Below are 14,436 nucleotides of genomic sequence, written 5' to 3' on the forward strand. Positions count from 1 at the left end.
CGAAAGACGCCCCTGATCTTGGCCGCTTTGACTGGGAGGACCCTTTCCGGCTTTCGGATCAGCTGAGCGAGGAAGAGCGGATGCTGCGGGACGCGGCGCGGTCTTACGCGCAGGACCGGCTGCAGCCGCGCATCATCGACGCCTATCGCGAGGAGCTGACCGACCCGGAAATCTTCCGCGAGATGGGTGCGATGGGCCTGCTGGGCGTCACCGTGCCTGAGGAATACGGCGGCATCGGCGCCTCTTACGTCGCCTACGGCCTGATCGCGCGCGAGGTCGAGCGCGTCGATTCGGGCTATCGCAGCATGATGTCGGTGCAATCCTCGCTGGTGATGTACCCGATCTATGCCTATGGCAGCGAGGAACAGCGGCAGAAATACCTGCCGAAACTGGCCTCGGGCGAGTTCATCGGCTGTTTCGGCCTGACCGAGCCGGACGCGGGCTCGGACCCCGCCGGCATGAAGACCGTGGCGAAGAAGACCGCCGGGGGCTATGTGCTGAACGGCTCGAAGATGTGGATCTCGAACGCGCCGATCGCGGATGTCTTCGTGGTCTGGGCCAAGTCCGAGGCGCATGGCGGCAAGATCCGCGGCTTCGTGCTGGAGAAGGGGCTGAAGGGGCTTTCGGCGCCGAAGATCGGCGGCAAGCTGAGCCTGCGCGCCTCGATCACCGGCGAGATCGTGCTGCAGGATGTCGAGGTTGGCGAGGACGCGCTGCTGCCCGGCGTCGAGGGGCTGAAGGGCCCGTTCGGCTGTCTGAACCGGGCGCGCTACGGCATCAGCTGGGGCGTGCTGGGGGCGGCCGAGTTCTGCCTGCATGCCGCGCGCCAATATGGGCTGGACCGGCACCAGTTCGGGCGGCCGCTGGCCAATACGCAGCTGTTCCAGCTGAAGCTGGCGAATATGGCGACCGAGATCGCGCTTGGCCTTCAGGCCAGCCTGCGGGTGGGTCGGCTTCTGGATGCGGCGGAGGCGGCGCCCGAGATGATCTCGATCATCAAGCGCAACAACTGCGGCAAGGCGCTGGAGATCGCGCGGGTGGCGCGGGACATGCATGGCGGCAACGGGATCTCGGAGGAGTTCCAGGTGATGCGGCATGCGGCGAACCTCGAGACGGTGAACACCTATGAGGGCACGCATGACGTCCATGCGCTGATCCTGGGACGCGCCATCACCGGGCTGCAGGCGTTCTTCTGAGGGAAGGGGCGGGGTCAGAGGTTCCTGGCTCATAGGCCAAAGTATAGCTGCGCCAGACGGCCTTTTCCGTCTGGCACTTCATCCACAAACTTTGGGCAAAACTGACCCATTGTGCCGGATAACGGATCAATGCCCGCTTTGCGGGACATTGCGGCCGTTATGAGGTGCGATCTTAGATTTTAGCGCGCTGCACAGAAAGATCCGTTTGCCAAAGTAGTCTTTCTATTGTCCAAGCAAGCCAGATCAAAAACGATTTCCACCCATGTTTCATAGGCAACACTGTTTTCCGGTTCCAGCTTCATGACGGCAAATAGCTGCGCGACATGGGGTTGACGAAGCACCTCAGGAAACAAAAACTGTTTGCCTTTCGCTGCGGCGATCAACGCATATCGGAAATCCTCCCTCGCGGCTTCTATTTGTCCCAAATCTGAATGGATCTTGCCGCGCGCTAGGAAGAGTGTGGCCCGCCGTGAATTCTCCAAAGACGAGACAGAGAAAACAGCACTAGTGGTGATTGATATGTTACAGTAAAATAGCCTGTCCTGCGCGGTTTTCCGAGTATCCCGACAGGGGCCGTTGGTGAAAGACGTAGTCATACCCATTGTCCACACGGTCATGAAGAGTATGACCCAACAGGTGAAAAACCACCTTTTGTACTTCAAAAACAACGCATAGCCAGCCAGGATAGCCCTGACTTGTATTGGAGGCGGTGTGGAAGGTTGAGCAATCATCTGGCAGGGCTATGTGATGAACTCAACGTCCGCAATGGGCTCTTCGCGTCAATGACGGAACTACCGTAGAAGCGCAATTCGGGTCAGAAATCGGGCAGAAAGTCAGATACGTCAGATACGCGACAAGGGCACAATACGGATGTTCCCGAATCGTGCCGTGTTTCCAACAAATTGGCGAAGGTCGCGTCGGGCGGCCGGACACAACCTCACCGCCGGGTGACCTGACCGCTCCGGCGGGCTTGTCCATCCGACGTCTCAAAATACATCATTGAATTTACACAAAATTCTAGCGACAGCCTCGCAATTTACCACGAACCCTCCAAATCCGGAAAACAACCTGCGATTTAGACAGGTTCACCAATCCTGTACCTGAACCTAGTATGGCCTCAGGTAACCAGTAACCTGTCCTGTGCAACGACGTCCGATCGGAGACACGGTACAACTCCGGTCGGACGCCACGGCGCCCCCCCCCCTTCCAGATTGCATATCGTTCGACTTTCGGTCGCCCTGCGTATTATTATTGCTCTACCGACCCGGTTTCGATAGGGATGCGCGACGCAACGTCACTATGCCGCATCGCAGCACCGCCCTGCGGCCCATGATCGGCGCCCACGCAGACGGACCGGAGGAGCCCAAATGCTGGATCTGACGAACATCCGCGAAGAGCTTCGCGCGCATTACGACCTGTCGCCCTCGATGGAACTGGCCGAAGAGATGTCGGACATCCATGCCCGCATGGACCGCGTCATGCCGATGATCGACTGGGCCATCCATGCGCCCTATGTCCGCGCCATCAACCAGTTGAAGAAACAGCGCAATGCCGTCGTGCTGGCGCATAACTACATGACGCCGCAGATCTATCACGGCATCTCGGATGTGGTGGGCGACAGCCTGCATCTGGCGATCAAGGCGACCGAGGTCGAGGCCGATGTGATCGTGCAATGTGGCGTGCATTTCATGGCCGAGACCTCGAAGATCCTGAACCCCGCCAAGACCGTGCTGATGCCGGATATGGAGGCGGGCTGCTCGCTGGCCGAAAGCATCACGGCAGACGGCATTGCCGAAATGCGCGCCATGTACCCCGGCGCGCCGGTCGTCAGCTACGTCAACACCACCGCCGAGGTGAAGGCCGCGTCCGACATCTGCTGCACCAGCGCCAATGCCGCACAGATCGTCGCGGCGATGGAGGGCGACACCGTCATCATGACGCCCGACAAATGGCTGGCGCAGAACGTCGCCAAGCAGGTGCCGCAAAAGCGCATCGTCTGGTGGGACGGGGCCTGCATCGTGCACGAACAGTTCACCGCTCAGGATCTGCGCGATTTCCGCGACTGGAATCCGGGTCTCAAGATCATTGCGCACCCCGAATGCCCCCCCGATGTGGTGGCCGAGGCGGATTACGCGGGCTCGACCGCGAATATTCAGGATTGGGTCACGCGCGAACATCCCAAGCAGGTGATGCTGGTCACCGAATGCTCGATGGCCGCGAATATCTCGGACGCGAATCCGGGCGTCGAGTTTCTGGGGCCCTGCAACATGTGCCCCTATATGCAGAAGATCACGCTGGAAAAGGTGCTGTGGTCGCTGCATTCGATGACCGGCGCGGTCGAGGTCGACCCGGCCGTGGCCGAACGCGCGCGCCTTGCGGTGCAGCGCATGATCGACCTGTCGCGCCGACTGGCTGCCTGACGCGATGGACGAAGTCTCGACCGGACGCGTCGTCATTCTGGGCGCGGGGCTGGCGGCGCTGACGGCGGCCTTGCGGCTGGCGCCCCGGCCGGTGGTGATGATCTCGCCCGATCCCCTGGGCGCCGGGGCCAGTTCGGCCTGGGCGCAGGGCGGCATCGCGGCGGCCATGGACCCCGCCGATCACCCCGCAAACCACGCCGAGGATACCGTGCGCGCAGGAGCGGGCGTCGTCGACCCCACCGTCGCCGATTTCGTCACCGCCGAGGCCCCCGGCCATATCCACGACCTGACCGGCATCGGCGCACCCTTCGACCGCAGGCCCGACGGCAGCTATGTGCTGTCGCGCGAGGCCGCGCATGGCTTTGCCCGCGTCGTCCGCGTCAAGGGCGATCAGGCCGGGGCCGAGATCACCCGCACCCTGATCGAGGCCGTGCGCCGCACCCCCTCGGTTCAGGTGCTGGACGGGCTGCTGGCCGTGGGTCTGGCGGTCGAGGACGGCCGCGTCACCGGCGTGCGGCTGATGCGATCGGGCCCCGAAGGATCGTCGGTTTTCCTACTGCGCGCGCCTGCAGTGCTGCTGGCGGGCGGCGGCTCGGGCGGGCTTTTCGCGCTGACCACCAACCCGCCCCGCATCCGGGGACAGGCGCTTGGGCTGGCCGCGCGTGCAGGCGCAGAAGTCGCCGACGCCGAATTCGTGCAGTTCCACCCGACCGCGCTGGATTGCGGCGAAGACCCCGCCCCTTTGGTGACCGAGGCGCTGCGGGGCGAAGGCGCGCAACTGGTGAACCGCAACGGCGAGCGTTTCATGCAGGCCATCCACCCCGATGCCGAACTGGCCCCCCGCGACATCGTCGCGCGCGAGATCTATGCCCAGACGCAGGCGGGGCTGCGGCCCATGCTTGATACCCGCGCCTGCCTTGGCGCTCGTATTCTGACCGAATTTCCCGCCGTCGCCGGGGCCTGCGCGCGCAATGGCATCGACCCGGTGGCCCAGCCGATCCCGGTCGCCGCTGCGGCGCATTATCACATGGGCGGGGTCGCGACGGATGCGCAGGGCCGGTCCTCGCTGCCCGGGCTTTGGGTCGCGGGTGAGACCGCCTCGACCGGGCTGCATGGCGCGAACCGTCTGGCCTCGAACGGACTGCTGGAGGCGGTGGTTTTCGGCGCGCGCGCTGCGGGCTCGATCAACGCCGCTTTGACGCGGCCCTGCGATGACGCGCCGGTCGTGCCTCCCGCCCTGCCCTCCGGCGGCAACACCCCCGATCCGCAACTGGTCGCCCGCCTGCGCCGCGCGATGACGGCGGGCGCAGGCGTGATCCGCAACGCCGACGGCCTTGCCGCCTGCCTGCGCGAGATCTCGGATATCGAGGCGCTGCAGCCCGAATGCGAGGCGCTTTTGAACATGACCGCCACCGCCACGCTGATCGCCGCCGCCGCGCTGATGCGGCAGGAAAGCCGGGGCGCGCATTTCCGCAGCGATTTCCCGCAGACTGCCGCCACCGGCCTGCGCAGCCGCCTGACATTGGCGCAGGCCATGCACCTGCGCCCGAACGCATCGAGGACCTGATGACTGCCCAGCCGCCGCTTCCCGACATGATCCTTGAACCTCTGGTCCGCGCCACGCTGGCCGAGGATCTGGGCACCTATGGCGACATCACCACGCGCACGGTGATCCCCTCGGGCACGCGCTATCTGGCGCGCATCGTCGCGCGAGAGGCGGGCGTCGCCTCGGGCATGCAGGTCGCGGCCATCGCCTTCCGGCTGGTCGACCCGGCCCTGACCCTGCGCGTGCTGGTGCCCGATGGCGCCAGCTTTGACGCAGGCGCCGTGCTGGCCGAGGTCGAGGGCGAGGCCGCCTCGATCCTGACGGCGGAACGTGTCGCGCTGAATTTCGCGGGCCGCCTCTCGGGCATCGCCACGCTGACCGCCGCCCATGTGGCGCAGGCGGCGGGCACCCGCGCCCGCATCACCTGCACGCGCAAGACCACGCCCGGGTTGCGCATCGTCGAAAAACAGGCGGTGCTGCATGGCGGCGGCTTCAACCACCGCTTCAGCCTGTCGGACGCGATCCTGATCAAGGACAACCACATCGCGGCGGCAGGCGGCATCCGCGCCGTGCTGAAGCGCGTCAAGGCGCAGGCCTCGCATATGCTGCGCACGGAAATCGAGGTTGACCGGCTGGACCAGCTGGCCGAGGTGCTGGACGAAGGCGGGGCCGATGTGGTGCTGCTGGACAATATGGACACGGCCACGCTGCGCGAAGCGGTGGCGATGAACGCGGGCCGTCTGGTGCTGGAAGCCTCGGGCAATATGCGCCTGCCGCGCATCGCCGAGGTGGCCGCGACCGGCGTCGACTATATCTCGGTCGGCGCGCTGACCCATTCGGCCCGCACGCTGGACCTTGGGCTTGATTTCTGAACCGCATTTCCGACCCCGCAGGAGGATGACATGAGCGCCACCCCTGACCGCAAACCCCGCCTCTCACCCGGCGAGATCCGCGCCCGCAAGGGGGCCGAGCCCGTCGTCGTGCTGACCGCCTATACCACGCCCATGGCGCAGCTGGTCGACGCCTCCTGCGACGTCGTGCTGGTGGGCGACAGCGTCGGCATGGTGCTGCACGGCCTGCCCTCGACCCTGGGCGTGACCATGGAGATGATGATCATGCACGGCCAGGCGGTCGCCCGCGGGCTGGAGCGCGCCTGTCTGGTCATCGACATGCCCTTCGGCAGCTATGAGGAAAGCCCTCAGCAGGCCTTCCGCAATGCCGCGCGGCTGATGGTCGAAACCGGCGCGCAGGCGGTGAAGCTGGAGGGCGGGCAGCACATGGCCGAGACCGTGCGCTTTCTGGTCCAGCGCGGCATTCCGGTCATGGGCCATGTCGGCCTGACGCCGCAATCCGTCAATACGCTGGGCGGCTACAAGGTGCAGGGGCGCGGCGCGGATGGTGAACGGGTGCTGAAGGATGCCGTGGCGGTGGCCGAGGCCGGGGCCTTCTCGGTCGTGCTGGAAAAGCTGCCTGCCGATCTGGGGGCCCGCATCACGCGCGAGATTGCCGTTCCCACCATCGGCATCGGCGCGGGGCTTGATTGCGACGGTCAGGTGCTGGTCATCGACGACGTGCTGGGCATCTTCACCGGCTTTCGCCCGAAATTCGTCAAGCGTTACGCGGAACTGGGCCAGATCTCGGCCGAGGCCATCGCCGCCTATGCCGATGACGTGCGCGCCCGCCGCTTCCCCGGACCCGAGCATCTTTTCGCCTCGGAACTAGCCCCGAAGCCCGAGGGCAAGGCATGAGCGCGCCCATCATCCGCTCACTGGCCGAGCTGCGGGCGCTGACGCGTGCCTGGCGGCAGGCGGGCGAGAGCATCGGCGTCGTGCCGACCATGGGCGCGCTGCATGAGGGGCATCTGAGCCTCGTGCGGGCGGCGAAACAGGGCTGCGACCGGGTGATCGTGACCCTGTTCGTGAACCCGCGCCAGTTCAACAACCCCGAGGATTTCGCCAAATATCCCCGCACCGAGCTGGCCGACGCTGCCATCCTTGGCCCCCTGGCGGTGGATGCGCTTTTCGTCCCCGATGCCGCCGAGGTCTATCCGGCGGGTCACAGCACGGTCGTCTCGGTCGGCGATGTCAGCCAGCCGCTGGAGGGCGCGCACCGGCCCGGCCATTTCGACGGCGTGGCGACGGTGGTAACGCTGCTTTTCAACATGACGCAGGCCGACCGCGCCTATTTCGGCGAAAAGGACTGGCAGCAGTTGCAGGTCGTCAAGCGGCTGGTCGCGGATCTGAACATGCCCATCGAGATCGTGCCCTGCCCCTCGGTCCGTGATGCGGACGGGCTGGCGCTGTCATCGCGCAACCAGCGGCTGTCGCGCAAGGCGCGCGCGCAGGCGGCGGCCCTGCCGAATGCGCTGTTCGACGCGGCCACGGCGATGGCCGAGGGCGCCTATGAGCCCGAGGTACTGGCCGCCGCGCGCGACACGCTGGCCGCCGCAGGCTTTGGCGAGGTGGAATATCTGGCGCGCTGCGACAGCGAAAGCCTTGGCCCGCCGATCCCCGGCAAGCCCTCGCGCCTGCTGGCGGCGGTCTGGCTGGACGGCGTGCGGCTGATCGACAATGTCGCGGTAGGCTGATCGCCGCAGGGCGCTACAGCCCTTCGCGGTCCATCAGCCCGTCGACGAAGGCGCGCAGCCGCTCAAGCGAGGGCTCGCGCTGCGTCACCTGCCGCAGCACATCCAGCCCGAAGGCCGAGACCAGCAGGCGCATCCCCACCGTCTCGACATCCAGATCGGCGGGGAATTCGCCGCTGTCGACGCCGAATTGCAGCGCCTTATTCAGCGAGTTGCGCCAGCGCTCCAGCCCCTCGACGATGGCCTTGTGGGTGTGTTCGGGCGTGGGCGTGACCAGCGCGTCACGCCAGAAGCGTTCGGTGATCAGCGTCAGCATCTCGATGGATTCGCGCACCTCGATGTTCGAGCAGCCCGACAGCAGCACATGCAGCTTTTCGCGCGCGGGCAGCCCCTCCATCGCCTGTTCGATGCAGGGTTCAAGGCGGCGATAGACCTCGCGCACGGCCTCGGCGCGCAGTTCATCGGCAGAATGGAAATGGTGGTGGATCTGGCCGGGTGAGCACTCCATCCGGGCCGCAATGCGGCGCACCGTTGTGGCGTGCAGCCCCTCTTTCAGGACAAGGTCGATGGTCGCGTCAATGATCTGCGCGCGCCGTTCTTCCTTGGACATATAGCTCATACCGACCTCCAGCGAGTGCCCATGGCCCCCCATGTAACACTTGTTTGATCAAAAAGAAATTGGACACCCATCCAACTTGGACATATGACCAGAAGCAAGCTAGTGATATAGGAATATCCTCCCCATGCCGTCCAAAGTGGTCCGCGCGCTGCTGCTTGGTGCAGCCGTTCAAATTTCTTTTCCTTTTGTTATCAATAGCGTCGCACTGGCACAGGAGGGGCAGGAGCAACCGCCCAGTCAGGTCGGCGTGGTGCTGATCGAACCCGAGAATCTGCCCGTCCTGTCCGAGCTTCCGGGCCGAATCACCCCCACCCGCATTGCCGAGGTCCGCCCCCGCGTCAGCGGCATCGTTGAGCGTCGGGTCTTTGATCAGGGCAGCACGGTGAAGGCCGGGGACGTGCTTTTCGAACTGGACAAGGCCGCCTATTCGGTCGCCGTCGAGGCCGCGCGCGCGGGTGTCGCCCGCGCCGAGGCAGGTCTGGTCGAGGCCACCCAGAACGAGGCGCGGCTCTCGACGCTCAGCGACCGCAACATCACCTCGCGCGCGCAATATGACTCGGCCCTGGCCGGGAAACTGCAGGCCGAGGCCGCGCTGGCCGAGGCCAAGGCGCAACTCCGCGCGGCCGAGATCAATCTGGGCTATGCCGATATCACCGCCCCCATCGACGGCCGTGTGGGTGCCGCCCGCGTGACCGAGGGTGCGCTGGTCGATGCGCAGGGCGCGGTGATGACCACCATCCAGAACCTCGATTCCGTCTATGCCGACATCCAGCAGCCGGTGTCCGAGCTTCTGCGCCTGCGCAACGCGCTGGATTCCGGCGCGATCGAGCAGGTCGAGCCCGATGCCGCGAAGGTCACGCTCTATCTGGATGACGGCACCGCCTATGACCAGTCGGGCAAGCTGCTGTTCGCCGAAACCACGGTCGAACGCACCAGCGGGCAGGTCACCCTGCGCGCCGAATTCCCGAACCCGCGCGGCCTTCTGCTGCCCGGCATGTATGTCCGCGTCACCGTCGAACAGGCGACCGAACAGGACGTGCTGGCCATCCCCGATCAGGCGGTGCAGCGCAGCGGCGGCGGCACGACCTCGGTCTATGTCGTCGATGCGGAGAACAAGGCCGAGCTGCGCCCGGTCAAGCTGGGCCGCACCATGGGGCCGCGCGTGACCGTGCATGACGGGCTGAAGCCCGGCGACATGGTGGTCACCGACGGCTTCCAGAAGATCGCCCCCGGCGCGCCGGTCCAGCCCGTCTGCTGGCACCCCGTGACCGAGGACGCCCCGCCCGCCGTCTGCACGCAAAAACTGGGCGAGCCCCAACCCGTCCAGGAAGGCTAAGGCTTACACATGGCACGTTTCTTTATCGACAACCCGGTTCTGGCCTGGGTCATCGCGATTTTCATCACCCTTGCCGGGGTCCTGTCGCTGCCGAACCTTCCGGTCGCGCAATATCCGAACGTCGCGCCCCCGCAGGTGACGGTTTCGACCGTCTTCCCGGGTGCCTCACCCGAGGATCTTTACCAGCAGGTGACCCAGCCCATCGAGGAAGAGCTGAACGGCATTCCGGGGCTTCTCTACTTCGAATCCACATCGGATGCGACGGGGGCGGTGGGCATCACCGTGACCTTCGAATCCGGCACCGATGTGGCGCAGGCCGTGGTCGACACGCAGAACCGTCTGCGCCGGGTCGAGGCCTCGCTGCCCCAGCAGGTCCGCCAGCAGGGCGTGCTTGTGGAAGAGGCGGGCTCGAACTTCCTGATGATGGTCTCGCTGACCGCCGAGGATGGTTCGGGCATCAACCAGGTGGGTCTGGGCGACTATATCTCGCGCAACATCCTCAATGAGGTGCGGCGCGTGCCGGGCGTCGGCAAGGCGCAGCTGTTCGCCACGCAGCGCGCGCTGCGCGTCTGGGTCGACCCGGCGAAGCTCGTCGGGCTTGACCTGTCGATGACCGACATCACCGGCGCCATCGCCGAGCAGAACGCGCAGGTCGCGGCCGGTTCGGTCGGGGCCGATCCCAGCCCGAACGCGCAGCAGACGCAATCGACGCTGCTGGTCACCGGCCAGCTGTCAACGCCCGAGGAATTCGGCCAGATCGTCCTGCGGGCCGAGGACAGCGGCGCGCTGGTGCGCCTGTCGGACGTCGCCCGGATCGAGGTGGACGCCGAATCCTACGCCTTCAGCGCCTATCTGAACGGCAAGCCCACCGCCGCCATCGGCGTGCAGCTGTCGCCGACCGGCAACGCGATGGAGACCGCACAGGGCGTCCGCGACACCATGGAGCGTCTGGCCCCCCTGATGCCGCAGGGTCTGGAATACCAGATCCCCTATGACACCACGCCCTTCGTCTCGGCCTCGATCGAGAAGGTGCTGCACACGCTGGTCGAAGCCGTGGCCCTGGTCTTTGTCGTGATGTTCGTCTTCCTGCAGAACTTCCGCTATACGGTCATCCCGACGCTGGTCGTGCCGATTGCACTGGCGGGCACGCTGGCGGTGATGCTGGCGGCGGGCTTCTCAATCAACGTGTTGACGATGTTTGCGATGATCCTCGCCATCGGCATTCTGGTCGATGACGCCATCGTCGTCGTCGAGAACGTCGAGCGGATCATGTCCGAAGAGGGGCTTTCGCCCTATGCCGCGTCGAAAAAGGCGATGGGGCAGATCTCGGGCGCGATCATCGGCATTACGCTGGCGCTGATGGCGGTGTTCATTCCGCTGGCGTTCTTCCCGGGCGCGGTGGGCGTGATCTATCAGCAGTTCTCGCTGACCATGGTGGTCTCGATCGGCTTCTCGGCGTTTCTGGCGCTGTCGCTGACGCCGGCGCTGTGTGCGACGTTCCTCAAGCCCGTGCCCAAGGGGCACAGCCATGAAAAGCGCGGCTTCTTCGGTTGGTTCAACCGCAAGTTCGACAGCGCGACCCGTGGCTATTCGGGTCTGGTCGGCGGGCTGGTGAAGCGCGCCGGGCGGATGATGGTCATCTATCTGGCGCTGATCGTGGGTCTGGGCTGGTTCTATATCCAAATCCCGTCGGACTTCGTCCCGCAAGAGGATCAGGGCTATCTGATCGCCAACGTGCAGGCGCCTCCGGGCGCGACCTCGCACCGTCTGCGCGAAGTCATGTCGCAGGTGGAACAGGACGCTCTGTCCATTCCGGGCGTCGACAGCATCGTCGCGGTGCAGGGCTTCTCGTTCTCGGGTCAGGGGCCGAACTCGGGTCTGGCCTTCATCACCCTGAAGGACTGGAGCGAGCGCAAGGATCCCTCGCAAAGCGCCGATGCCATCGCAGGCCAGCTTTCGGGCAAGCTTGCGCAGATCCGCGATGCGACCGCCTTTGCGCTGTCGCCGCCGCCGATCTCGGGCATGGGCAACAGCGCGGGCTTCGACTTCCGCCTGCAGGACCGTGCGAACCAGGGCAGCACCGCGCTTCAGGCCGCTGCCGGGCAGATCATGGGCGGGGCCATGCAGGGCGGGAAGATCGCCATGGTCTATCCCAACGGCATGCCCCCCGGCCCGCAGCTGAGCCTGAAGGTCGACCGCGAAAAGGCCAATGCCTTCGGCGTGGGCTTTGGAGAGATCAACCGCACCATCTCGGCCGCTCTTGGGTCCAGCTACATCAACGACTTCCCGAATGAGGGGAAAATGCAGCGCGTCATCGTGCAGGCCGAGGCGGACTCGCGCATGACCGTCGATGAGGTGCTGAAGCTGAACGTGCGCAACGTGGCGGGCGGCATGGTGCCCCTGTCGTCCTTCGCGACCGCCGAATGGGGCTTCGGCCCGACGCAGCTGATTGGCTATAACGGCTATCCGGCGGTGCGTCTCAGCGGCTCGGCCGCGCCCGGCTTCTCCTCGGGCGATGCCATCGCGGAAATGGAGCGGCTGGCGGGCGAACTGCCCCCGGGCTATTCCTTCGAATGGACCGGGCAGTCGTTGCAGGAAATCCAGTCGGGCTCGACCGCGCCCATGCTGATCGGCCTCTCGATCCTCTTCGTCTTCCTGTGCCTTGCCGGGCTTTACGGAAGCTGGGCGATCCCGCTGTCGGTCATGCTGATCGTGCCCATGGGCGCCATCGGGGCGGTTGCAGCGGTGCTGCTGACGGGGCTGACGAACAACGTGTTCTTCACCGTGGGCCTCATCACCATCGTGGGTCTCTCGGCCAAGAACGCCATCCTGATCGTCGAGGTCGCCAAGGACCTCATCGCCGAAGGCCAGGGCCTGATCGAAGCCACGATCACCGCCTGCCGCCTGCGGTTCCGGCCGATCCTGATGACCTCGATGGCCTTCATCATGGGCGTGGTGCCCATGGCGATCGCCACCGGGGCCAGCGCGGCCAGCCAGAACGCCATCGGCATCACCGTGGTTGGCGGCATGCTGTCGGCGACCATTCTGGGGACGATCTTCGTGCCGATCTTCTTCGTCTTCGTGATGAAGCTGACCGGAGCGCACAAACGCCTGGGCCGCCGCCCGGACGACGACCTCCCCAACCAGCCCGTGCCGGCTGAATAGTGAAGGTAGGGTGGGGGCGGCTCATGCCCCCGCCTGCCTTTCCCCACATGTCATGCGGCAGATCTCTGCCGCGCAAGGGACAGAAGTGAACATGACCTCGAACACCCTTTCCGCCCGCGCCCGTCGCGCCGGGCCCCTCACCCCGAATCGCCGCAGCCTGCTGCTTGGCGTGCCCGCGCTTCTGCTGCTGGCCGCCTGTGGCCAGACCAGCTACACCGCGCCCGATGCCGACATCGCGCCCAAATTCGATGCCGCCGCGCCTGCCCGCAGCCAGACCGCCCCGGTCTGGTGGAGCGCCTTCCGCGACAGCCGCCTTGACGGGCTGATCCAGCAGGGCCTGTCGCGCAACCTCTCGATTGCCGAGGCCGCCGCTGTCATCGACGAGGCCGAGGCCGGTGCCCGTCTGGCGCGCGCCGCCGACCTGCCGAATGTCTCGGTTCAAGGCAGCGCCTCGCGCGGGAACCCGGAAGGCGCGCGGGTCGTCGAATCCAGCGCAGGCTCGCTCTCGACCTCGTGGATGATCGACCTTTTCGGCGGCAATCAGGCCGCCCGCGCCGCCGCGATTGCCGAACTGGATGCCGCGCGTCTGTCAGCCGATGCCGCGAAGCTTTCGGTCACCAGCGCCATTGCGCTGGCCTATATCGACCTGCGTTACTATCAGGAAAGCATCTCGCTGACCCGGCGCAGCATCGAAAGCCGCCGCCAGACCCTGTCGATGACCCGCACCATGGTCGAGGCCGGACAGGCCGGACGGCTGGAGGTGCTGCAGGCCGAACAGGCCGTGGCCCAGGCCGAAGCCGGGCTGCCCGCGCTGGAGGTGGGCTTCGATCAGGCGATCAACCGGCTGGCGACGCTGACCGCCTCGCGCAGCGGCACGCTGCGTCCGAACCTGACCAAGGGCGGCGGCCAGCCGCATGCGCGCTTCCGCCCGAATGTGGGCGTCCCCGCCGATGTGATCCGCGCCCGCCCCGATGTCCGCATGGCCGAGCGTCGCTTCGCCGCCGCGACCGCCCGCGTGGGCGTGGCCGAGGCCGCCTTCTACCCCTCGATCCAGCTGACCGGGAACATCACGCCGACGAACCTCCGGCGCGGCGGCAATGTCACCACCTGGGGGTTCGGCCCGCAGATCAACCTGCCGATCTTTTCGGGCGGGGCCAATCAGGCCAATCTGAAGGGCGCCGAGGCCCGCGCCGCGCAGGCGCATGTGCAATGGCGCGCCTCGGTCCTGAATGCGGTCGAAGAGGTCGAGAACGGCCTTGTCTCCTACAACCGGGGCAGCGTGAACGTCGCCGCCCAGCAGCGCCTTGTCGACAGCACCAACCAGACCCTGTCGCTGTCGCGCACCTCCTATGAGGCGGGCGAGGTCGACCTCTTCCGCATCCTCGACGCCGAGCGTGACCTGTTGTCCGCGCGTCAGGCGCTGGCCACCGCGAACCGCACGCTGGCCAGCGATTTCGTCCGCCTCAGCATCGCGGCCGCTGCCAATCCCGGCGGCTGAACCATCGCCGCGCACAGTTGCTCCGCCGAACGGCCCCGGATTTCCGGGGCCGTTTTGGTCTGGCCAAGCTTG

At 66.0% G+C, this 14,436-nt stretch carries 11 protein-coding genes; 9 read left to right on the top strand and 2 right to left on the bottom strand.

Annotated elements, in window-relative coordinates; all coding sequences use genetic code 11:
• A partial coding sequence (locus tag IQ24_RS19595) for an acyl-CoA dehydrogenase (RefSeq protein ID WP_145399125.1) occupies positions 1–1,196 on the top strand: 1,196 nt, incomplete at its 5' end.
• Between the two features lie 179 nt (positions 1,197–1,375).
• Here IQ24_RS19595 and IQ24_RS19600 read toward each other — a convergent pair.
• Positions 1,376–1,792, bottom strand: coding sequence for a hypothetical protein (locus IQ24_RS19600; RefSeq protein ID WP_145400068.1), 417 nt, complete (start codon positions 1,790–1,792; stop codon positions 1,376–1,378).
• Positions 1,793–2,563: 771 nt separating this feature from the next.
• On the opposite strand from IQ24_RS19600, the gene nadA reads away from it, so the two are divergent.
• Genes nadA through panC form a run of 5 tightly spaced genes read left to right on the top strand, consistent with a single transcriptional unit; the run spans position 2,564 to position 7,749 of the window.
• A complete protein-coding gene (gene nadA / locus IQ24_RS19605; protein WP_145400069.1) occupies positions 2,564–3,616 on the top strand; it encodes a quinolinate synthase NadA in 1,053 nt (350 codons plus the stop codon).
• Positions 3,617–3,620: 4 nt separating this feature from the next.
• On the top strand, positions 3,621–5,183 hold the full coding sequence (locus IQ24_RS19610; protein ID WP_145400070.1) for an L-aspartate oxidase: 1,563 nt from the start codon (positions 3,621–3,623) through the stop codon (positions 5,181–5,183).
• The gene (gene nadC, locus IQ24_RS19615) at positions 5,183–6,034 is read left to right on the top strand and encodes a carboxylating nicotinate-nucleotide diphosphorylase (protein ID WP_145400071.1); all 852 of its coding nucleotides are present in this window, start codon (positions 5,183–5,185) and stop codon (positions 6,032–6,034) included. The genes IQ24_RS19610 and nadC overlap by 1 nt, the downstream gene beginning before the upstream one ends.
• A gap of 30 nt (positions 6,035–6,064) precedes the next feature.
• Positions 6,065–6,910: a 3-methyl-2-oxobutanoate hydroxymethyltransferase gene (gene panB, locus IQ24_RS19620; protein WP_145400072.1), complete on the top strand. Its 846-nt coding sequence runs from the start codon at positions 6,065–6,067 to the stop codon at positions 6,908–6,910.
• Positions 6,907–7,749: a pantoate--beta-alanine ligase gene (gene panC / locus IQ24_RS19625; RefSeq protein ID WP_145400073.1), complete on the top strand. Its 843-nt coding sequence runs from the start codon at positions 6,907–6,909 to the stop codon at positions 7,747–7,749. The genes panB and panC overlap by 4 nt, the downstream gene beginning before the upstream one ends.
• Before the next feature lie 13 nt (positions 7,750–7,762).
• Here panC and IQ24_RS19630 read toward each other — a convergent pair whose 3' ends face one another.
• Positions 7,763–8,365 carry a TetR family transcriptional regulator gene (locus IQ24_RS19630; protein WP_158637588.1) on the bottom strand — a complete coding sequence of 201 codons (603 nt, stop codon included), beginning with the start codon at positions 8,363–8,365 and terminating at the stop codon, positions 7,763–7,765.
• 250 nt (positions 8,366–8,615) lie between these two features.
• On the opposite strand from IQ24_RS19630, the gene IQ24_RS19635 reads away from it, so the two are divergent.
• The 3 genes from IQ24_RS19635 (at position 8,616) to IQ24_RS19645 (ending at position 14,364) form a co-directional block, all read left to right on the top strand.
• Positions 8,616–9,701: an efflux RND transporter periplasmic adaptor subunit gene (locus tag IQ24_RS19635; protein WP_242008364.1), complete on the top strand. Its 1,086-nt coding sequence runs from the start codon at positions 8,616–8,618 to the stop codon at positions 9,699–9,701.
• A 9-nt stretch (positions 9,702–9,710) separates the two neighbouring features.
• A complete protein-coding gene (locus IQ24_RS19640) occupies positions 9,711–12,866 on the top strand; it encodes an efflux RND transporter permease subunit (RefSeq protein ID WP_145400076.1) in 3,156 nt (1,051 codons plus the stop codon).
• Between the two features lie 91 nt (positions 12,867–12,957).
• On the top strand, positions 12,958–14,364 hold the full coding sequence (locus tag IQ24_RS19645; RefSeq protein WP_145400077.1) for an efflux transporter outer membrane subunit: 1,407 nt from the start codon (positions 12,958–12,960) through the stop codon (positions 14,362–14,364).
• The last annotated feature ends 72 nt before the right edge of the window (positions 14,365–14,436 follow it).

It is taken from the genome of Paracoccus sulfuroxidans, assembly GCF_007830335.1.
Lineage (GTDB): Bacteria > Pseudomonadota > Alphaproteobacteria > Rhodobacterales > Rhodobacteraceae > Paracoccus > Paracoccus sulfuroxidans.